Annotated in this window: 26 protein-coding genes; 11 read left to right on the top strand and 15 right to left on the bottom strand. The window is 47.8% G+C overall.

Features of this window, described 5'->3' with window-relative positions:
• The first annotated feature begins 1 nt into the window (after position 1).
• Both THAL_RS06880 and rpsU read left to right on the top strand, forming a co-directional pair.
• Entirely contained in the window at positions 2 to 205 is a 204-nt protein-coding gene (locus THAL_RS06880) for a hypothetical protein (RefSeq protein WP_012992390.1), read from the top strand.
• A gap of 128 nt (positions 206 to 333) precedes the next feature.
• Positions 334 to 534: a 30S ribosomal protein S21 gene (gene rpsU / locus THAL_RS06885; protein WP_041434120.1), complete on the top strand. Its 201-nt coding sequence runs from the start codon at positions 334 to 336 to the stop codon at positions 532 to 534.
• On the opposite strand, the gene THAL_RS06890 is transcribed toward rpsU, so the two are convergent.
• From THAL_RS06890 to THAL_RS06905, 4 genes are all read right to left on the bottom strand, one after another.
• Positions 512 to 1,561, bottom strand: coding sequence for a flagellar brake protein (locus tag THAL_RS06890; protein ID WP_012992392.1), 1,050 nt, complete (start codon positions 1,559 to 1,561; stop codon positions 512 to 514). The two genes, rpsU and THAL_RS06890, sit on opposite strands and share 23 nt — an antisense overlap.
• Positions 1,562 to 1,572: 11 nt before the next feature.
• Positions 1,573 to 2,505: a thioredoxin-disulfide reductase gene (gene trxB, locus THAL_RS06895; protein ID WP_012992393.1), complete on the bottom strand. Its 933-nt coding sequence runs from the start codon at positions 2,503 to 2,505 to the stop codon at positions 1,573 to 1,575.
• Positions 2,505 to 2,831, bottom strand: coding sequence for a thioredoxin (gene trxA / locus THAL_RS06900; RefSeq protein ID WP_012992394.1), 327 nt, complete (start codon positions 2,829 to 2,831; stop codon positions 2,505 to 2,507). Before trxA ends, trxB begins: the two co-directional genes overlap by 1 nt.
• A gap of 112 nt (positions 2,832 to 2,943) precedes the next feature.
• Positions 2,944 to 3,249 carry an ArsR/SmtB family transcription factor gene (locus THAL_RS06905; protein WP_041434269.1) on the bottom strand — a complete coding sequence of 102 codons (306 nt, stop codon included), beginning with the start codon at positions 3,247 to 3,249 and terminating at the stop codon, positions 2,944 to 2,946.
• Positions 3,250 to 3,337: 88 nt separating this feature from the next.
• Here THAL_RS06905 and hemA point away from each other — a divergent pair, with 88 nt between their 5' ends.
• From hemA to murA, 4 genes are read left to right on the top strand one after another with little or no spacing between them, the layout of a single operon-like run.
• The gene (hemA, locus tag THAL_RS06910; RefSeq protein WP_012992396.1) at positions 3,338 to 4,567 is read left to right on the top strand and encodes a glutamyl-tRNA reductase; all 1,230 of its coding nucleotides are present in this window, start codon (positions 3,338 to 3,340) and stop codon (positions 4,565 to 4,567) included.
• Complete coding sequence (locus tag THAL_RS06915) at positions 4,533 to 4,805, top strand: Lrp/AsnC family transcriptional regulator (RefSeq protein WP_174248491.1); 273 nt, start codon at positions 4,533 to 4,535, stop codon at positions 4,803 to 4,805. The genes hemA and THAL_RS06915 overlap by 35 nt, the downstream gene beginning before the upstream one ends.
• Positions 4,802 to 4,975, top strand: coding sequence for a hypothetical protein (locus THAL_RS08420; protein WP_012992398.1), 174 nt, complete (start codon positions 4,802 to 4,804; stop codon positions 4,973 to 4,975). The genes THAL_RS06915 and THAL_RS08420 overlap by 4 nt, the downstream gene beginning before the upstream one ends.
• Positions 4,947 to 6,230 (top strand): UDP-N-acetylglucosamine 1-carboxyvinyltransferase, encoded by a 1,284-nt coding sequence (gene murA / locus THAL_RS06920; protein ID WP_012992399.1) that lies wholly within the window; start codon positions 4,947 to 4,949, stop codon positions 6,228 to 6,230. Before THAL_RS08420 ends, murA begins: the two co-directional genes overlap by 29 nt.
• 2 nt (positions 6,231 to 6,232) lie before the next feature.
• On the opposite strand, the gene THAL_RS06925 is transcribed toward murA, so the two are convergent.
• Genes THAL_RS06925 through THAL_RS06940 form a run of 4 tightly spaced genes read right to left on the bottom strand, consistent with a single transcriptional unit; the run spans position 6,233 to position 8,105 of the window.
• A complete protein-coding gene (locus THAL_RS06925; RefSeq protein WP_012992400.1) occupies positions 6,233 to 6,667 on the bottom strand; it encodes an Hsp20/alpha crystallin family protein in 435 nt (144 codons plus the stop codon).
• Between the two features lie 52 nt (positions 6,668 to 6,719).
• On the bottom strand, positions 6,720 to 7,295 hold the full coding sequence (locus tag THAL_RS06930) for a nicotinamidase (protein WP_012992401.1): 576 nt from the start codon (positions 7,293 to 7,295) through the stop codon (positions 6,720 to 6,722).
• The gene (gene rimI / locus THAL_RS06935) at positions 7,270 to 7,737 is read right to left on the bottom strand and encodes a ribosomal protein S18-alanine N-acetyltransferase (RefSeq protein ID WP_012992402.1); all 468 of its coding nucleotides are present in this window, start codon (positions 7,735 to 7,737) and stop codon (positions 7,270 to 7,272) included. The genes THAL_RS06930 and rimI overlap by 26 nt, the downstream gene beginning before the upstream one ends.
• On the bottom strand, positions 7,737 to 8,105 hold the full coding sequence (locus tag THAL_RS06940; RefSeq protein WP_012992403.1) for a Gfo/Idh/MocA family oxidoreductase: 369 nt from the start codon (positions 8,103 to 8,105) through the stop codon (positions 7,737 to 7,739). The genes rimI and THAL_RS06940 overlap by 1 nt, the downstream gene beginning before the upstream one ends.
• 35 nt (positions 8,106 to 8,140) lie before the next feature.
• Between THAL_RS06940 and prfB the strand changes: the two genes are divergently transcribed.
• From prfB to ribD, 4 genes are read left to right on the top strand one after another with little or no spacing between them, the layout of a single operon-like run.
• Positions 8,141 to 9,259, top strand: coding sequence for a peptide chain release factor 2 (gene prfB / locus THAL_RS06945; RefSeq protein WP_012992404.1), 1,119 nt, complete (start codon positions 8,141 to 8,143; stop codon positions 9,257 to 9,259).
• Positions 9,256 to 9,675, top strand: coding sequence for a hypothetical protein (locus tag THAL_RS06950; RefSeq protein WP_012992405.1), 420 nt, complete (start codon positions 9,256 to 9,258; stop codon positions 9,673 to 9,675). Before prfB ends, THAL_RS06950 begins: the two co-directional genes overlap by 4 nt.
• Positions 9,676 to 9,678: 3 nt before the next feature.
• The gene (locus THAL_RS06955) at positions 9,679 to 10,059 is read left to right on the top strand and encodes a DUF302 domain-containing protein (protein WP_012992406.1); all 381 of its coding nucleotides are present in this window, start codon (positions 9,679 to 9,681) and stop codon (positions 10,057 to 10,059) included.
• 23 nt (positions 10,060 to 10,082) lie between these two features.
• Positions 10,083 to 11,144, top strand: a complete 1,062-nt coding sequence (ribD, locus tag THAL_RS06960) for a bifunctional diaminohydroxyphosphoribosylaminopyrimidine deaminase/5-amino-6-(5-phosphoribosylamino)uracil reductase RibD (RefSeq protein ID WP_012992407.1) — start codon at positions 10,083 to 10,085, stop codon at positions 11,142 to 11,144.
• Here the strand turns inward: ribD and mrdA are convergent.
• From mrdA to mreB, 4 genes are read right to left on the bottom strand one after another with little or no spacing between them, the layout of a single operon-like run.
• Positions 11,138 to 12,904 (bottom strand): penicillin-binding protein 2, encoded by a 1,767-nt coding sequence (mrdA, locus tag THAL_RS06965; RefSeq protein ID WP_148209106.1) that lies wholly within the window; start codon positions 12,902 to 12,904, stop codon positions 11,138 to 11,140. The genes ribD and mrdA overlap by 7 nt on opposite strands.
• Complete coding sequence (locus THAL_RS06970) at positions 12,894 to 13,346, bottom strand: hypothetical protein (protein WP_012992409.1); 453 nt, start codon at positions 13,344 to 13,346, stop codon at positions 12,894 to 12,896. Before THAL_RS06970 ends, mrdA begins: the two co-directional genes overlap by 11 nt.
• Complete coding sequence (mreC, locus tag THAL_RS06975) at positions 13,343 to 14,134, bottom strand: rod shape-determining protein MreC (RefSeq protein WP_041434123.1); 792 nt, start codon at positions 14,132 to 14,134, stop codon at positions 13,343 to 13,345. The genes THAL_RS06970 and mreC overlap by 4 nt, the downstream gene beginning before the upstream one ends.
• On the bottom strand, positions 14,121 to 15,152 hold the full coding sequence (gene mreB, locus THAL_RS06980; RefSeq protein ID WP_012992411.1) for a rod shape-determining protein: 1,032 nt from the start codon (positions 15,150 to 15,152) through the stop codon (positions 14,121 to 14,123). The genes mreC and mreB overlap by 14 nt, the downstream gene beginning before the upstream one ends.
• Positions 15,153 to 15,250: 98 nt before the next feature.
• On the opposite strand from mreB, the gene THAL_RS06985 reads away from it, so the two are divergent.
• Positions 15,251 to 15,583, top strand: a complete 333-nt coding sequence (locus THAL_RS06985; protein WP_012992412.1) for a (2Fe-2S) ferredoxin domain-containing protein — start codon at positions 15,251 to 15,253, stop codon at positions 15,581 to 15,583.
• A gap of 12 nt (positions 15,584 to 15,595) precedes the next feature.
• Here the strand turns inward: THAL_RS06985 and hfq are convergent, their stop codons facing one another.
• From hfq to THAL_RS07000, 3 genes are all read right to left on the bottom strand, one after another.
• The gene (hfq, locus tag THAL_RS06990) at positions 15,596 to 15,838 is read right to left on the bottom strand and encodes an RNA chaperone Hfq (RefSeq protein ID WP_012992413.1); all 243 of its coding nucleotides are present in this window, start codon (positions 15,836 to 15,838) and stop codon (positions 15,596 to 15,598) included.
• Positions 15,839 to 15,945: 107 nt separating this feature from the next.
• Complete coding sequence (locus tag THAL_RS06995) at positions 15,946 to 16,905, bottom strand: ADP-ribosylglycohydrolase family protein (protein ID WP_012992414.1); 960 nt, start codon at positions 16,903 to 16,905, stop codon at positions 15,946 to 15,948.
• A complete protein-coding gene (locus tag THAL_RS07000; protein WP_012992415.1) occupies positions 16,905 to 17,774 on the bottom strand; it encodes a zinc metalloprotease HtpX in 870 nt (289 codons plus the stop codon). The genes THAL_RS06995 and THAL_RS07000 overlap by 1 nt, the downstream gene beginning before the upstream one ends.
• Positions 17,775 to 17,847: the final 73 nt, after the last annotated feature.

Raw genomic sequence — 17,847 nt, forward strand, 5'->3', positions numbered from 1 at the left:
TGTGGGCAAGATAAAACATTACCTTTGGCAGTTTTTCAGCTTTCTGTTAGCAGCGTACGGTTTCTATCTATTGTTCCTGCTTCTGTGGGATACCTTCTTACGCATAAACAGAACCATGGCCCTACCACTATCTTTGGGAATAACTCTGTCACTGGTACTGGCAACCCTAGTTTACTATTTGAAGAAGGGTAAGCTTCCTCTTTAGTTGGTATAATAAGTATGTGGGTACCCAAATGCCGCCTGCTGGGGACTGGGTACCTTTAAAAAGGCGGGATACAAATACCCCAGCCCCGAGCTGTGCTTTAACAGTGGCTCGGGAAGAAGGTGAGTGCTTTGGCTATAGTAGTAGTAGGAGATAACGAGTCCTTCGAGAAGGTTCTTAAGAAGTTTAAGAGAGTGGTGGAGAAAGAGGGTATACTGACGGAGGTAAGGAGAAGGCAGTTCTACGAAAAGCCCAGCGAGAAGAGAAAGAGGAAGGAGAGGGCTGCCCGTAAGAGGATAATTAAGGCCCTCAAGAAGCGGAACCTTCTTTAAGCTCTCCCAGTTTATAGAGCCTTAACACCTCCCTCTGTTCCTCTATTATGAGTTTCCTTATCAAATCCTGAAGTTCTGTGTTTACATTCACCCATTGAATGCCGACACACGTACGGTCTGCAGAGCCACGCACGTGTTTCACTATGCCTCTCACATCCCGGAAAGAGTATCCCTTCCACTCAAAGGTTACCGACACCTCCTGTCCTTCAGTTAAGTCCAGGAAGGATTCCTTGCAAGCACGTAGACCTCCCGGACTTATATCCTCTACTATTACCTCCACGGATCTGGGAAGGCCGGCTACCCAAAGCAAAGCTGGTATGCGAACCTTCCATCTAACGGTTTCTCTCAGCTGAATCTTCCCCAGCTTGTCTACGTGGGGTAAGACTAAAACGAGTCTGTTCCTATCTCTATAACTTCTCAACACCGGAGCCGTCATGTGGTAGCGACCGTCATCCTCCCGCGTAAAGATAAACTTCACAGTATCCCCTACACCTACGCCCCTGCATCCCTCTTCCAGAAGGGCTATGTGGATCTCTTCCTCCGTTTTCTCCCACACAGCGGCACCATACATACCTCCCTCACAACTTACGAAACCTGTTTGGTAAAGATCTATCTCCCTAGAGGTGGTAAGAGGTATGAACCATGGCAGATAATCGAAGCGAAGTTTACGTCTTATAACTGGTATAAACTCCACACTGTCCGGTTTTTCCCTTACGAGGTGCGACACACAGCGCTCAAAAACCACCTTGCTGTTTAGCACTTTCAACGGTTCCTTTAACCTCTTGGCACAGGAGTAAAGAATGTAGGCTTCCTTATCCTCCAGGCCCATCTGTCGTGCGTAAAGCAGAAATTCCTCTCTCCTTCTCCTTCCAAGAACATATCTGGAGTAAAGATATGGTATTAGCAACAGGAGTAAAACTGAAAGTAAGAGGATCAGTATAACGCCCAACACGTCAGTAAGAGTAGGTTTCTGAAACATGTACCTGGTAGCTTCTCTGAAGGTTTCAAACCCCCCCTGATACTCCATTTAACTTAAATTTAGCCCTCTAGATACTTTTCTACTTCAAGAGCTGCCAAACATCCTTCACCTACAGCCACAGCCACCTGTCCTGTAGATCCGCTCCTGCAGTCTCCCGCAGCAAAAACTCCCTCCATACTGGTTCTCAGCTTACTGTCTGTTATAACGTACCCCCTCTCATCAAGATCCACCACACCCCTCAAGAATCCCGTATTAGGTTCAAGTCCTATAAATATGAAAACGCCTTCTACGGGAAGTTCTGACAACTCACCCGTTTTTGTATCCTGAAGGATTATCTTCTCCACAGCTTCCGATCCTTTTATCTCCACTACCACTTTGTTGGGAAGGAACTTTACCTTGGGGTGGGAAAGTATCTTCTCCTGCAGATGCTTCTGAGCTCTGAGTTGATCCCTCCTGTGAATCAGATAAACTACACTGCCGAATCTGGTGAGAAAAAGCCCTTCCTGACAGGCGGAGTCTCCCCCTCCTACCACCGCTATGGGAACACCCTCAAAGAGAGGTCCATCACAGGTAGCGCAGTAAGAGACACCTCTGTTTATAAACTCCTCCTCGCCAGGGACTCCCAAACGCCTCGGGCTTGCCCCTGAAGCCACTATAACCGCCTTACTCCTCACCACCTCACCTGTTCTTAGGTGAAGATGGATCTCCTTTCCATTCTTGGACAGACCGGTAACCTCTTTACGCACTATCTGAAGTCCGAATCTCTCCGCTTGTGACTTAAAGCGCTGGATCAGTTCCTTACCACTTATGCCATCGGGGAAACCAGGGTAGTTCTCCACAAGATCCGTTATGGCTATTTGTCCACCCAAAGTTCCCTTCTCTAAAAGGACAGTGTTCAGTTTGGCTCTAGCACAGTAAAGACCTGCCGTCAGACCGGCAGGCCCACCACCTACTATCACGCAGTCGTAGAGGATGTCCTCACTTACCCCCATCACAGATGACTGAGTATCATCTGTTTCAGAGCTTCCTTAGGCTGGACGCCTATACGGGTGTCCACCACCTCACCGTTCTTGAAGAGCATAATAGTAGGTATGGCTCTTATGCCGTACTGCATGGCGATGTTGGGATTCTCATCGGTGTTAAGCTTACCAAATTTGACTTTCCCTTCCAGCTCAGCCGCCAGTTCCTCTATTATGGGTGCTATTATCCTACACGGTCCGCACCAAGGTGCCCAAAAGTCCACTACAACGGGTATGGACGAGTTAATAACCTCAGAGTGCCAGTTGCTCTCAGTAAGCGTTATCACATGCCCTGCCATAATCTCACCCTGTTACCCGAACCATCCATGTTCGGGTGCCGGGCTATTTGTAACGCGCCCTTCAATGGGTGTCCAGATACCCGGCAGGCGCCATTTGGACACCCCTACGAGCTTAACTTTCTTTACCTGCAACGGATGCTGTCCCCGTTAGTATTCTGTAAACCTGTACAGCGCGCTCGTCCTTAATGAAGTAACACATTATGGAGCCTTCCCTCCTGCACCCCACTATACCTTTGTTACGGAGCACACCCAAGTGTTGGGATACATTAGGTTGGGACGTTTGAAGGAGGTCGCTGAGATTCTTGACACACTGTCTGCCCTCGAGAAGTACGGCCAGGATCTTCAGTCTTATGGGATGAGCGAGGGCTTTGAGAAACTCAGCCAACTCCTCCAATCTCTCCTCACTGATATGTTCCATGTTTATCACCCCATAAGGATATTCTATCATAAAAATTTAACTCACGAAGACTTTTGAACCTCTAAAAAGAGTTATATTATTTGTTCTGATGGACATTTTGGTTTGGGGGATAAACTTCAAAACAGCTCCCGTAGAACTTAGAGAAAAGTTGGCCTGTGGTCAGGAAGAAACACCCCATATCCTCAAGCTGTTGGCATCTGCCAGTGGTCTTAAGGAACTCATGATACTGAGTACCTGTAACAGGGTGGAGCTCTATATGGTGGGTTCGGCCCAGGATGCTAAGAGAGCTGTGGAAGTTTACACAGATATAAAGGGTGCAGATGTAGGGAAGAACATATCCTTCTTCTTAGAGAAAGAGAGAGCAGTGGCCCACATTTTTATGGTGGCTTCTAGCTTAGACTCTATGGTGGTGGGTGAGCCTCAGATAGTTCGCCAGTTTAAGGATGCCTATCTCTTGGCAAGGCAGGCATCTACCGTAGGTAAGATCTTGAACAGGTTGTATCAACATGCTCTAAAGACCGCTAAGAGGGTGAGGACCGAGACGGCTATCGCCAGAAACGCTGTGTCTGTCAGTTACGTAGCTGTTGATCTTGCGAGAAGGATATTTGGGGATCTCAGGAAGGCACGTGTACTACTGGTGGGTGCTGGGGAGATGGCGCAGCTGGCTGCACGATACTTCAGAAAAATGGGAGCCAGTATCTTTATCTCCAACAGAACCTATGAGAAGGCTGTTGACGTGGCCAAGAGCTTGGATGGTAATGTTATAAGGTTTGAAGAGTTAGGTGAGCATCTTCATACCTTTGATATAGTCCTTGTTTCCACAGGTTCTAAAGACTATGTGATAAGGAAGGACACGATAAAGAACGCCATAAAGCGGAGGGAGTACAGACCTATGTTCATCATAGATATATCGGTGCCCAGAAACGTGGATCCTGAAGTGAACCAGTTGGATGAAGTTTTTTTATACGATATAGATGATCTTAGGACAGTGGCGGAAAGTAATCTGAGGGACAGACTGAAGGAGAAGGAAAAGGGTGAGATAATAGTATGGGATGAGGTTCGTAAATTCATGAAATGGCTGGACCTTCTAAAACTGGAGGATAAAATCGTAAAGCTTTTAGAGACATGGCGGGATGTGGCGGAGAGGGAGCCTAAAGTACGCAAACTTCTACACACCGTCTTGGAAGAGATAAGAAAGGATCCTTCTTCTGCTGACAGATGGTTTAAAATACTGCTACAGGAGGAGGTGCTAGATTATGGAAACTCGTTCAGAAGGATACCCTATGTCCATAACAGAACTGATGGAACTGGAGTCTGAGTATTCCATAAAGGCCTACATACTGATAAAGGCAGACCCAAGAGAGATACCGTCCATAATGCTAGCCTTGTCCACCTTTGAGGGAGTTAGGACCGCCGATGTGGTTACTGGACCTTACGACATAATAGTCTTCGCTGAGGTGAAGAACCAGGACGAACTAGGTAGGCTCGTTATCAACAAGATCCATTCCTTGGAGGGAGTAAAGGAGGCTCTCACCTGCGTGGTGGTGAGAATATGAGCTATCCCATTGTGCTGGAAGACGAGAGTAGTATCACCGTAATATACTCCCCCGATGAGCCGGTTCATACGGAGGAAGATGATGGAGTTATCATATACTACTCGCGTCTATGGGACGTGGTGAAGATAGTAATAAAAAAGGATGAGAGACATCACATCATACGTTTCTGACATTTTCCTCATAGAAGGTGGGAAGACACTGAGGGGAACTGTGCATGTATCAGGTTCTAAAAACGCTTCTCTACCCATACTTATGGCTACACTCCTCACAGAAGAAAAGTGTGTAATAAAGCGTGTACCGGATCTCCTTGATGTGAGAACCACACTGGAGCTTCTCACACAACTTGGAGCGGATGCAGAGTATGAGAATGGTACCGTGACAGCTTGTGCGAGCAGATCCCTTCAGCATATCACCCCTGACCATCTTGTCAGAAGGATGAGGGCTTCCATATTGGTGATGGGGCCACTTTTGGCAAGGTGTGGAAGAGCTGTGGTGGGAATGCCCGGAGGTTGTTCTATAGGTGTGAGGGCTATAGATCAGCACCTGAAACTCTTTGAAAAGGCTGGGGCACGCGTAAGCATACGTCACGGTTATATACACATGGAGATAGACAAAATAAACCCTGTGGAATACACCTTTGAGGTCATAACGGTGACGGGAACAGAAAACGCTCTGATGCTCCTCAGTAAGTGTGAGAGGAGGAGTGTACTGAGGAACATAGCCCTTGAACCCGAAGTTATGGATCTTGTGGAGGTCCTACGTAAGATGGGTGCCAGCATAGAGATAGATGGGAGAACGGCTATAATTCAAGGTAGTGATTCACTATCCGGTTTTGAGCATACCGTTATCCCCGACAGAATAGAAGCGGGTACCTTTATGGTGGGAGCTGTTATGACTTTCGGTGATGTGCTTTTAAAGGACGTGAGGGTAGATCATCTGGGAGCTATAATGGAAAAACTTAAGGAAGCGGGAGCCACCGTAGAGGTTATAAACCCCACCGAGGTACGCGTTTCCATGAGGAAAGATCGTATAGCACCTCTGGAGATATCCACTGCAGAGTATCCGGGTTTTCCCACCGACATGCAGGCGCAGTTTATGGCCATGTGTTCCATAGCCGACGGAACGTCTTACATAACAGAGAACATTTTCGAAAACAGGTTCCAACACGTAGCTGAACTTCAGAGGATGGGAGCCTCCATAAAGGTAAGAGGTAGGACAGCTACCGTGGTGGGCGTGGATAAACTGAGTGGAGCCGAGGTTTACTCCACAGACCTCAGAGCTTCTGCTTGTCTTGTGTTAGCAGGGCTCGTGGCTGAGGGCACTACTGTGGTGAGAGATATCTACCATCTGGACAGGGGGTATGAAAAGTTGGAAGAAAAACTAAAAAGTCTGGGGGCCTCTGTGGTTAGAGTCCCCCAGAGGTAACTTTACGCTATTTGGATCTTGGTTTCTTTGGCAGTCTGTGTCTTCGGAAGTCTTATCTCTAGAACGCCGTCTTTGAACTCAGCCTTCACACCTTCCGTTTTCACTTCTGCAGGAAGAGCTATCACTCTTTCAAAACGTCCGTAAACCCTCTCTACCCTATGTACTGTCTCCGTTTTTTCCTCTCTCTCTTCCTTTTTCTCACCCTTTATGATGAGGTGATTGTCTTTTAGAGTTACGTCAACATCCTCCTTCTTTACACCCGGAAGTTCTGCCTTTACTACCACTTCACTGTCCGTCTCATAAACTTCCACCGCCGGAGCAAACACGCGTTCCACAGCTTCTTCCTTAGGCATAAGTTCCTCCAAAAGTCTGTCAAACTCCCTCCTTATTCTCTCCAGCTCTGCAAAAGGGTTCCACACCATCAACCCTCTCCTCATGGCTATCACCTCCTTATAAGGTTTTCTATTAAGAAAATTTAGTGTTTCATTATCAAATTGTCAAGTCCCCTCTTTCCACCAGTACGGTACCGGCCTCCTGCATCTCCTCTATGGCTCTTGTAGATCCTTCTAAGCCTCTTACAGCATCATGCAGTAAGAAGACCTGGTATCCAAGATGGAGACCACCCAGCACCGTGTTTTTCACACAGTAATCGGTGGCCACTCCTCCCACAAAGATGCGCTTTACTCCCCTTTCCCTCAGAAGCTGGTCCAGGAAGGTTCCCTGAAAGCCGGAGTAAGCATCGAAGTCTCTACTGGTTCCTTTAGAAATGATGAATTTGTTGTCGGGAGGGATGAAAAGATCCTTGTGAAACATAGCACCTTCTGTGTCCTGTACGCAGTGAGGTGGCCATATACCGCCGTGACCTTTGAAAGATATATGATCCGGTGGGTGCCAGTCTCTTGTGAAGAACACCGGCAGACCCTTCCTGTGAAAGATATCTATGTACTGGTTAAGAGGTTCAACCACTTTGTCACCTTCTGGTACAGGTAGAGCTCCCCACGGCATAAAATCATTTTGTACATCTACCACTATAAGGGCGTCATGAGGACAGAGCTTGACCTTCATGACTTACCTCCTCAGTGTAAAGATATTCCATCAGAAGAGCGTTTTCACCGTCCGAATAGTACCCAGGTCTTTCTCCCACTATGCGAAAGCCAAACCTCTGATACAGTCTTATCGCTCTGACATTACTCTTCCTTACATCTAGGAGAACCTTCTTCACCTTACCTCTGAGAAACTTCAACAAGAACCTCATGAGCTCCTTTCCTACTCCTTTCCCCCACATGGATCTGTCTACAGCCAACGTCATTATAGTGCCTTCGTCGTAGAGGATCCATACCACTACGTAACCTACCACTTTCTGGTTTACCACAGCTACGAAGGGATGAGAGTGAGGAGAGGTCAGCTCCCTCCTAAAGGCAGCTTCTCCCCACGCCTCGGTGGAAAAGTTCTCCTCACTTATTCTCACTACATCCGGTATATCCTCCTCCCTCATCCTTCTCACCATCACCTGGGATAGGCCAACCTCCCACCTGTTATGATGCTCCATATTAGGTAAGCCACCGGCTCGGGTACTAGGACTGTCTTGGTGTTGCCTGTAGACGCCAGTATCTCCTGTAGTTCCGTATGTACTACAGCATCCCCTGTAAGATCAAAGAGTACGTCTATGTAATCTTCCAGAGCTCTCAGCATGTCTCTAGCGTCTTTGAAGTAGGCTATACCTGCCTCTTTGGCCCTTTTAACACTCTCGGTATCCTCCCTTTTCTCTGCCACAGCCACCACCTTGACGTTTTCGGTAGGTACCGCCAGCAAAGCCTCCAGAAACTGGCTTCCCACCCTTCCCAAACCTGCTATAGCTACGTGGACTCTGCGCATGACACCCTCCGGAAAAAGAAGTATATTTAAATTTTATGCTGAACGAGATAAGAACAAAGCTGGAGGAACTTACGGAGAGGTTCGAGGAGGTAAAGGAGAGTCTAAAACTGGACAGTATGAAGGAGGAGCTGAAGGAGTTAGACAATCTGATGGCCTCTTCCCACATATGGAACCAACAGGAGAAAGCCAAGAAGATACTACAGAGACGTAAGTGGCTTGAGGAAAACATACAGCAACTGGAAGCTACCGAGAAAGTTCTGTCGGATATAAGAGAACTGCTGCATATCACGGAGGAGGAAGATCTTGAGACCCAAACTCTCCTGAAGGAAGAACTTGAGAAGGCGGAGCAGATGATAAAGGATATGGAGATAAGAGCCTTTCTGTCAGGGGAGATGGATGCCAAGAACGCCTACCTCACCATACAGGCGGGTGCCGGTGGTGTGGAAGCCTGCGATTGGGCTCAGATGTTGCTGCGTATGTACAGGAGATGGGCTGAGAAACACGGCTACGAAGTGGAAGTGGTGGACATAACACCTGATGATGTGGCCGGTATAAAGAGTGCCACCCTTCTCATCAAGGGTCCTTACGCTTACGGGTATCTGAAGGGAGAGAGTGGTGTTCACAGACTGGTGAGAATATCTCCCTTTGATGCCAACGCACGGAGACACACATCCTTTGCATCTGTGACGGTGGTTCCTCAGATAGACGAGAGCATAAACATAGAGATAAGGGAAGAGGATATAGAGATGGAGACCTTCAGGGCCAGCGGTGCTGGAGGGCAGTATGTTAACAAAACGGACACGGCCGTAAGGATCCGCCACAAACCCACAGGTATAGTGGTCACATGTCAGCAGGAAAGATCCCAGTACCAGAACAGAATGAAGGCTCTGGAGCTCCTTAAAGCAAAACTGTATCAACTGAAACTTCAGGAACTGGAAGAAAAAAAGAGGGCTCTTGAGGGGGAAAAGACCGAGATAGGTTGGGGTCATCAGATAAGATCTTATGTGTTTCAACCTTACCAGTTGGTGAAAGATCTACGCACCGGAGTGGAGATAGGAGATGTGGAGTCTGTTATGGACGGTGAGATAGATCCCTTCATAGAGGCCTACCTAAGATGGAAGGCAAAACAAGAGGCTCAGGCCAGTAAGACATGAAACTTTTAGGTTTTCTCTCAGGCATATCCTGCGCCTTCGGCGCCGCCTTCTGTATAAAGACAGAAACCACTTACCCAGATCCCTATCTGTACCAAACAGTTCTAAGGACGGTGGAGAGGGCTGTTTTGGAAAGTGGGGAAAGTTTGAGCTGTGGTGAAGGCTCTCAACCGATGAGAGTGTCCGTGCTGGAGTTTCAGGATATACCAGTAGGGTACTCTCCCTTTCAGAGGGTGAACGCCTACACTCTTAAGCTTACTTTACTTTTAGAAACCAAAGATATGAAGAGGGCCTTTTCTGCCGTGACCACTTACAGTCTACCCGATGGTTCCAGGGGGGACCTGCCCCGCAGGAGCGCGTTAGACAGTCTTATGACTATAATATATCCTGATATTCTAAACTCCCTTATAAGGAGGTAGACCATGCTGATAAATTACGAAACCACCAAAAGCGTGGAAGATGTGGTCAAAGTGTTGGAGGAGAAGGCCAAGAGCTTAGGTTTTGGTGTTATGGCGGTGCATCATGTGTCTCAGATTCTCAGCAACAAGGGTGTTCCCATAGATTACCAGTGTGTGATAGTGGAGGTGTGTTCTCCTCGTCACGCCAGTCAGGTTCTTACCAAGAACCCCTACATATCCACAGCCATGCCCTGTAGGATCTCCGTGTTCCAAAAGGACGGAAAAACGGTTATCAGTACAATGGCTCCCACCGCCATGCTGGAGGTGTTTAATGAACCGGAACTTAAGCCCGTGGCAGAAGAAGTAGAAAAACTGATGAAAGAGATCCTGGAAGCTGCGGTGTGATATCCTATCGGGATATCTATTTTATGGGCCGGGCCTTGGAACTGGCTCGGCTTAGGAAAGGACTCACACACCCTAACCCTACTGTGGGTTGTGTTGTTGTCAAAGATGGTAAGATAATCTCAGAAGGTTATCACGAGAGAGCCGGAGCTCCTCATGCGGAGGTGGTTGCTCTCAGTAAAGCCGGGCAGAACGCAAAAGACTCCACTCTCTATGTCACCCTTGAACCTTGTTCCCACTACGGTAGAACTCCACCCTGTACCAACGCTATCATAGAAGCAGGCGTGAAACGGGTGGTGGTGGCTACCCTCGATCCTAACCCGAAAGTGATGGGGTCAGGTATAGAAAGACTGAGGGCTGCAGGCATACAGGTGGACGTAGGTGTCCTTGAAGAAGAGGCAAGACAACTAAACGAGGACTTCTTTGTTTACATAACTCAGAACAGACCTTACATAACCCTCAAGTGGGCTCAGAGCATAGATGGTTCTTTGGCTACAAAAACGGGAGATAGTAAGTGGATCACTTCAAGAGAAAGCAGAGAGTTTGCTCACAGACTGCGAGCGGAGGCCACCGCTATACTGGTGGGGGTAAACACTGTCGTAAAGGATGACCCTCTGCTGACGGTGAGGGCCTTTCTGTGGGAGAGACAACCCATACGTGTAGTTCTTGACCCTTACTTGAGAACACCTCTTCAGGCCAACTTGATGGTGGATACTTCTGCAAAGACTATCCTTGTTACATGCTCTCAAAAGGAGGATAAGGTCAAAAAGCTGGAAGATATGGGTGTAAGTGTTGTAAAGGCTGAGTGTGTGAAGGGCAGGGTAGATCTACGGTGGCTGATGAGATGGATGCACCAACAGGAGATCATGCATCTGATGGTAGAAGGAGGGGCAAGAACCCTGGAAGGTTTCATAGAAGAGGGTCTCTGGGACAGGATAGTGGTGTTTTTGGGACCACTCCTGATAGGTAACGGGATTAGAGTGAGATCTCCCGGTGCGGAAAAACTGATGGATGCTATCCCTTTACGAAAGAGAAGGCTGTGGCAGTTGGGGGAGGACGTGGCCATAGAGTACACAAGAGCCTACTGAAGCTCCTTGTGTATACCCGCTATGTAGATACCTTCTACGATACGGCGAGCTATAGGGGCTGCAGCAGATCCTCCCGATGCACCGTGCTCCACCAGAACACCCACTATGAAGAGAGGGTCTCTGTAAGGAGCAAAACCTACAAACCAAGCGTGATCTCTCAGATGATAAGGAACGTTTTTTCGGCCTCTCGTATAGGGAGAAACCTGGGCTGTGCCTGTCTTACCTGCTATCTCTGCTATAGATGAGTTGGCTGATACAGCGGTACCTGATCTTACCACTTCCCTCATAGCCTCTCTCACCACCGCAAACACTTCCGGTCTCATCTTTACCACTTTGTAGACGGTCCTCTTATTACTCCAAAGTACTCTCCCGTTTACATCCCTCACCTCTTTAAGGAGAGTGGGTTTGTAAATGACACCATCGTTGGCCACAGCCATCACCATAAGACACTGTTGTAGAAGAGTAGCCCGCATAAAACCTTGACCTATGGACATGTTGATGGTATCACCTCCGTACCACGGCTCACCCATCTTTCTCTTCTTCCACTGGGGAGAAGGAATAAAACCCGTAGCGTTGGGGAGCTCAAAGGGAACCCTTTCACCTAGAGAGAAATCTCTCAGAATTCTCTCCATTTTGTTAGGTCCCAAAGTGTAGTAACCATGGTGGTAAAAGAATACGTCACATGAATCTCTCACGGCGCGTACCACGTTCTCCCAACCGTGTCCGTGCCTGTTCCAGCAGTAAAAGTCCCTGTCTCCAAGATGAAATTTCCCCTTACACAGAACACCCTCTCTGAGAGAGAGCCCCTCCTCCAAAAGGCCACAGGCGTAAGCCACCTTGATAACGGAGGCAGGAGGATAAGCAGCCATCAGAGCTCTGTTAAACATAGGTTTAAGAGGATCCTTAGCATAATCCTCCCACTTCTCCGAAACGAGGTTAGGATCGTAAGAGGGCATGCTTACGAGGGCCAACACCTCTCCCGTTCTGGCGTTGAGAACTAATACGGCTCCAGCTTTGTGCCCAGATTCCTTGAAGGTGTTATAGGCTATCTCCTGTATCCGGCTGTCTATAGTGAGAACCAAGGTGTTGCCGGGTACAGGCTCCACATCCCTTATTTTTCCTAGAACCTTACCTACCGCGTTCACCATCACATCCTCTCTCCCTACGTATCCCAGCAGGATACTCTCCATACTTCTCTCTAACCCGCTTTTACCCACCAAGCTCTGTGGTCCTATTCTGTCGGCATAACGTTTCATTTCCTCCTCGGAAGGGTATCCCACATAACCCAGAAGGTGGGCGGCCATCTCACCGAAAGGGTAATATCTCTGAGGTACAGTGTTGACAAAAACACCCGGTAGTCTAAAGCTGTTGTTGTAAAAGGAGTTAAGTTCCTCAGGGGTCAGTTTCTTAATGTAAATAGGTTGAGCACCACCTCTTCTCTTAAGGAGATTCTCTTCTTCTATATCAAGCTGGAAGATCTCTTTGAGGTTCCTCACCAGCTCCCGTAGTGTGTCTCTCTCATCCAGAACCTGAGGGTCAATAAACATAACGTACTGAGGTAGATCGTAAGCCAGTTTTACCCCATTTCTGTCCAGTATGTCCCCTCTTCTGGCGTATACGATCCTTGATCTGACGTAGTTTCTATGAGAGAGCTCCCTGTAGTAGGTACCCTTTATCAGCTGAAGGTACAACAGACGGCCCAGTATGGTTATGTACAGGATGATGCTCAGCATAGCAAACAGGAACGTCCTACGTCTCACCACGGTAGGAGATATAACGATAAGTGTAAAGGAGGAATAACATTTCCAGGCCTATCTGCAAAGCTATTCGGGATAAGCTGAGAGGATAGTAATACTTTATGCGGAACAGAGAGAGGCGAAGGAAGTGCTCCATGAGACTCATCATAAGATAAACTAGTATAAAAGTATACCTGTCCAAAAGGAACACCCTACTCTTGACTACATCTATCATCATAAGGAAGAAGGTCTTCCCTGCTATGTGCCAACCGAGGGAGTCCTGAAGAATGTCCAAAAAAAGACCGGACATGATGCCCTTCCTGTACTCTACTCTTTCCAAAAAAACTGTATGGGTATACAGAACAACCAGCACAAAATCCGGAACGTAAAGATAACTACCCATCAGGGGTACCATAACAGAACTCTGAAGGAAAGCGATAAGAAAAACTACCCAATAAAACTTCATGGTCTTACCTTTATCACTACCACGTAGTCTATGGATTTTATTCTGGCGTAAGGTTTCACGTAAACTTTTCTAAAAAACTGTCCAGAAGGTGGACCTACTTGGTTTATCACTCCTATTCTCAGGGCTGGTGTCTGGGCATCGCTTCCTCTGAGCAGTACCTCCTGTCCTGTCTGTAGATTGTCCTCCTGCCTCACGTGTAGTAACTCTCCTATAGGAAACCCACCTTTGTAAGGGTAGTTGGTATCACCTACCGTAGCACTGAGGGTAAAGTCTCCCGAATAAACGGTTCTTACACGGGCACTACTGGTATAAACTTTGTCCAGAAAGCCCACCAGTAGGTCCTGGTATGCTACAATATAACCTTCCTCTAGACCATCGGCTTTCCCTTTGTCAAGCACCAAGAAGGTGTCCATACCAGAAGGATCGTATGCCACTACATGTGCGTACACTAAGCCATGACGGGAGTAATCTACGTTATTGATCTTTAGTAAAGAGGCAAGTTGGTGGTAATCTTTTAAACAACTACGCAGAGCAGCTCTGTCTAAGTATAGTTCCGTTATCTCCTTTCTGAGTTTTTGGTTCTCCTTCTTCACATCCACGAGATTTAAGTAAGTGTTCCAGATATCTTCTACACCTTTTTCCACACGAGCCTTAAGCTGGAGAAGAGGTACAAGAAGGGGGTCGGTAATGTAGTGTACGTATCTACCAACGGAAGCTCCCAAAAGATAAAGGGCCAACGATGAAAGAAAAAAAGAAAAACAGCTAGATATCTCCTCATTCCATGGCAACCTTCCTTATCAGATCCAGTTTATCCAGCACGAGACCCACACCTCTGGCCACCGCGGTGAGGGGATCCTCACAGTATCTTGCATCTATACCTGTTTCCCTTTTTACACGCACGTCCATGTTTCGGAGGAGAGAACCACCCCCCGCCAGTACTATACCCCTGTCCGCTATATCAGAAGCCAACTCCGGTGGCGTTTTCTCCAACGTGCCTCTTATAGCGTTTATTATGGCATTGATGACATCCTCAAGAGCTTCTGTAATATCCCTGTTGGTGACACGTATAGTCTTCGGAAGGCCCGTCATATCCCTTCCCCTTATTTCCATCTCTCTCTCATCATCCTCCATTATGGCACTTCCTAGTTCAACCTTAATTTTTTCAGCGGTCTGCTCTCCTATCAGAAGGTGAAACCTCTTCTTTATGTACTGTATTATCGCCTCTGTCATCTCGTCCCCCGCTATCCTTATGGAAGTGGATACCACTATTCCCGCCAGTGATATAACAGCTATCTCGGTAGTTCCACCCCCTATGTCCACTATCATGTTACCTACCGGTTCCTCTACTGGAAGGCCAGCTCCCAGAGCTGCAGCCATAGGCTCCGCGATGAGGAAGACCTCCCTAGCGCCTGCGCTTTTTGCAGCATCCAGAACGGCCCTTTTCTCCACTTGCGTAACGCCAGAAGGCACACCTATCACCACCCGTGGTTTTGGTTTCAATATACCACTCCCCAAAGCCTTCCTTATAAAGTAAGACAGCATGACCTTTGTGGCCTCAAAATCGGTGATGACACCGTCCTTGAGAGGCCTTATGGTCTGAATGTGTTCGGGCGTCTTACCCAGCATCTCCTTGGCTTCTTTCCCTACCGCCAGCACCTTTCCGGTGCGAGTGTCTATAGACACTATGGAAGGTTCGTAAAGAACTATGCCCTTACCTTCCATATACACAACGGTGTTGGCGGTACCCAAGTCTATACCGAGGTTGTTGGAGAATATTCCCAACAGCTTCATTATCCCCTTTAACATAACAGGTATTATAATGCCTTTGACCTGTATCATAGAAGCTTTCGGCTTTGTTTGGTAGAATTGTATGAGACAAAGACAAAGAAAAGGAGGTGTGAAGGATGCAGTTTAGACACGTGTTTGTGTGTGTACAGCAGAGACCCCCAGGACATCCTATGGGATCCTGTTCCGACAGAGGCAGCAGGGATGTTCTTCAGCGCCTTATGGAGAAGGTACAGTTTGATCCCGAACTCTTTATGAGCACCATGGTCACACCTACAGGTTGTCTGAACGCCTGTGGTGCTGGACCTATTGTGGTGGTATACCCAGAGGGAGTGTGGTACGGCAACGTGAGACCTGAGGACGTGGATGAGATAGTGGAGAAACACCTTAAGGGTAATGAACCTGTAGAAAGGCTTGTTCTTTCAAAGGGAAAGCCACCGGGTATGTTTTAAAAGGGCAGGGTTTCACGCCTGCCCCGGTACTCCTTCCTCTTCGAACTCTATCTCCATACGCTCCGCTGGGATTATAGTGCTTATGGCGTGTTTGTACACAAGGATCTGCTGTCTTCCGTCCTCCAGCAGTATGGTGTATATGTCGAAGGACCTTACTCTTCCCTGTAACCTCACGCCATTTATTAGATACACAGTGAGTTTGATCCTCCTCTTTCTCGCAGTGTTAAGGAAGGCTTCCTGCAGTTTGTAAGGCATCCTCCTCACCTGATAACCCAAGCTGCTTTACACAGCTCGGGGCTGGGGTATTTATATCCCGCCTTTTGTGGGTGTCCACATCCCCAGCAGGCGGCATTTGGACACCCTCATATATTCAGCTGATTAAGGGTAAGTTGGTAAAGAGCACGTGCGCTATTAATATAATAGCTGAGATCTTTTAGGTTTTCAACAAGATGCCGTGGGAAGATCTCGTCACCGTGGAGAGCTCCCAAGTAAGATCCCACCAAATACCCCACCGCATCGGTATCTCCTCCAAAGGGTCCATAGCAGTTTACCGCATCGTACAGTGCTTCCAAGGGTTCCCCTATCCTCCTCACGAAGATGAAAAGGGAGAGAGGAAAGGCCTCTAACACGTGGGTGGAATTACCCAGAGTCTTTATGGCATCTTCTAGATCAGCACCTTCTGAAAGAAGATCTACCACCCTGTCTATCACCTTAGCGTGCTGGGGATAACGGGCAAAGCTTTTGATCTCATGAAGGAGAGATAAAGCCTCCTCCCAAGAAAGAGAACAGGAGTCCTGAGACACCAAGTAAGAAACAAAGGCGGACAGCATAGCTGATGTATCGTAAATCTCCTTGCTTCTGTGAGTTATGAGAGATACGAGCCTACCACCTTCTGCGGCCACGTAGGGCGAGTTGAAATGGTATAGTCCCACCACGGTACATCTTAGGATACCTTCTACGGAGCATGAGTAAAAGCCTGCCTCTGTAAGACTCACCCCTGCGGAAAGAAGATCTATGGCTGTGAGAAGAGCTGGATCGGGGTATCTGTGCTTTTCCTCCTGTAGCCTCCAGCTGTAAAGCCTCTGAAAGAAGTCGTAAGGATCTATTCTCTTCCTACTGAGTATACTCTCCAGGAGGAGGAGGCTGATGGTGGTTTCATCGGAGGTTTCCCCCGGATTTGGTCCCACGTAGTTCTCTATCCTACCTCCGTAAAGGTCACGCACCTCCTCCTCTGTTAGATCTTCCACATCTTTACCAAGAGCGTCTCCTATGGCCCCACCTAAAAGAGTACCTACGAACTTACTTTCTAGGAGGGTACTCATCAAGAGTAAACACCCATACGTCTGGCCAGTTCATGGAGACGCTCTATGCGTTTCTCGGTGGAGGGGTGTGTGGAGAAGAGTTCCCATATACCTTGTCCAGAAAGGGGATTTTCTATAAAGAGGTGTGCTGTTCCTTGATTTACCTCGGCAGGTATGCTATAAACGTAGTTGTGTATCTTTTCAAGGGCTCGTGCAAGAGCAAGAGGACACCCGCATATCTTGGCACCTGTCTCGTCAGCCAGATACTCTCTGGAGCGCGATATGGCCAGCTGAATGATGGTGGCTATTATGGGCGTTACTATTATCATCAGAATGGCGGGAAGTATACCTAAGGCACCGGAGTTATTCTCGTTCTCCCTGCTATGACCCAGTAAGAGGGACCACTGGAGCATGTTCACTAGGTAAGATATGGCTCCCGCTATAGTGGCGGCCATAGTGGCTACAAGAACGTCCCTGTTTTTAATATGACCTATCTCGTGAGCTAAGACTCCCCTCAGCTCCTCTTCATCTAAAAGCTGTAGTATGCCTGAGGTGACAGCTACAGCGGAAGAAGACGGACCCCTACCTGTGGCGAAGGCGTTGGGTTGTTCCATAGGAACCAAATACACCTTAGGCTTGGGAATTCCGGCTCTCTGAGCTAAATCCTCCACTATCCTGTGAAGCCACGGCGCTTCCTCAGGAGTTATCTCCCTCGCTCCGTACATGGCCAGTACTATTTTGTCGGAGAACCAATAAGCTATGAAGTTCATAACGCCAGCTAGCAGTAAGGCTATCAACATACCAGTTTTACCCGCTATCAGATGACCCACAGCCAGGAATATACCGGTAAGAAGACCTAGCAGTATAACACTCCTTACCATGTAACCCATGCTTTACCTCCCGAGAGTCTTGTGGTGGGTGTTCTAAAATTTATGCGGTCTTAAAGGTTTCGTCAAGGCGACA

It is taken from the genome of Thermocrinis albus DSM 14484, from assembly GCF_000025605.1.
Taxonomy (GTDB): Bacteria; Aquificota; Aquificia; order Aquificales; family Aquificaceae; genus Thermocrinis; species Thermocrinis albus.

Excerpts from the sequence above, each read along its gene's own strand:
- THAL_RS06890 (WP_012992392.1), bottom strand. The coding sequence starts at position 1,561 with ATGGAGTATCAGGGGGGGTTTGAAACCTTCAGAGAAGCTACCAGGTAC.
- trxB (WP_012992393.1), bottom strand. The coding sequence starts at position 2,505 with ATGGGGGTAAGTGAGGACATCCTCTACGACTGCGTGATAGTAGGTGGT.
- trxA (WP_012992394.1), bottom strand. The coding sequence starts at position 2,831 with ATGGCAGGGCATGTGATAACGCTTACTGAGAGCAACTGGCACTCTGAG.
- THAL_RS06905 (WP_041434269.1), bottom strand. The coding sequence starts at position 3,249 with ATGGAACATATCAGTGAGGAGAGATTGGAGGAGTTGGCTGAGTTTCTC.
- hemA (WP_012992396.1), top strand. The coding sequence starts at position 3,338 with ATGGACATTTTGGTTTGGGGGATAAACTTCAAAACAGCTCCCGTAGAA.
- THAL_RS06915 (WP_174248491.1), top strand. The coding sequence starts at position 4,533 with ATGTCCATAACAGAACTGATGGAACTGGAGTCTGAGTATTCCATAAAG.
- THAL_RS08420 (WP_012992398.1), top strand. The coding sequence starts at position 4,802 with ATGAGCTATCCCATTGTGCTGGAAGACGAGAGTAGTATCACCGTAATA.
- murA (WP_012992399.1), top strand. The coding sequence starts at position 4,947 with ATGAGAGACATCACATCATACGTTTCTGACATTTTCCTCATAGAAGGT.
- THAL_RS06925 (WP_012992400.1), bottom strand. The coding sequence starts at position 6,667 with ATGAGGAGAGGGTTGATGGTGTGGAACCCTTTTGCAGAGCTGGAGAGA.
- THAL_RS06930 (WP_012992401.1), bottom strand. The coding sequence starts at position 7,295 with ATGAAGGTCAAGCTCTGTCCTCATGACGCCCTTATAGTGGTAGATGTA.
- rimI (WP_012992402.1), bottom strand. The coding sequence starts at position 7,737 with ATGGTGAGAAGGATGAGGGAGGAGGATATACCGGATGTAGTGAGAATA.
- THAL_RS06940 (WP_012992403.1), bottom strand. The coding sequence starts at position 8,105 with ATGCGCAGAGTCCACGTAGCTATAGCAGGTTTGGGAAGGGTGGGAAGC.
- prfB (WP_012992404.1), top strand. The coding sequence starts at position 8,141 with ATGCTGAACGAGATAAGAACAAAGCTGGAGGAACTTACGGAGAGGTTC.
- THAL_RS06950 (WP_012992405.1), top strand. The coding sequence starts at position 9,256 with ATGAAACTTTTAGGTTTTCTCTCAGGCATATCCTGCGCCTTCGGCGCC.
- THAL_RS06955 (WP_012992406.1), top strand. The coding sequence starts at position 9,679 with ATGCTGATAAATTACGAAACCACCAAAAGCGTGGAAGATGTGGTCAAA.
- ribD (WP_012992407.1), top strand. The coding sequence starts at position 10,083 with ATGGGCCGGGCCTTGGAACTGGCTCGGCTTAGGAAAGGACTCACACAC.
- THAL_RS06970 (WP_012992409.1), bottom strand. The coding sequence starts at position 13,346 with ATGAAGTTTTATTGGGTAGTTTTTCTTATCGCTTTCCTTCAGAGTTCT.
- mreB (WP_012992411.1), bottom strand. The coding sequence starts at position 15,152 with ATGTTAAAGGGGATAATGAAGCTGTTGGGAATATTCTCCAACAACCTC.
- THAL_RS06985 (WP_012992412.1), top strand. The coding sequence starts at position 15,251 with ATGCAGTTTAGACACGTGTTTGTGTGTGTACAGCAGAGACCCCCAGGA.
- hfq (WP_012992413.1), bottom strand. The coding sequence starts at position 15,838 with ATGCCTTACAAACTGCAGGAAGCCTTCCTTAACACTGCGAGAAAGAGG.
- THAL_RS06995 (WP_012992414.1), bottom strand. The coding sequence starts at position 16,905 with ATGAGTACCCTCCTAGAAAGTAAGTTCGTAGGTACTCTTTTAGGTGGG.
- THAL_RS07000 (WP_012992415.1), bottom strand. The coding sequence starts at position 17,774 with ATGGGTTACATGGTAAGGAGTGTTATACTGCTAGGTCTTCTTACCGGT.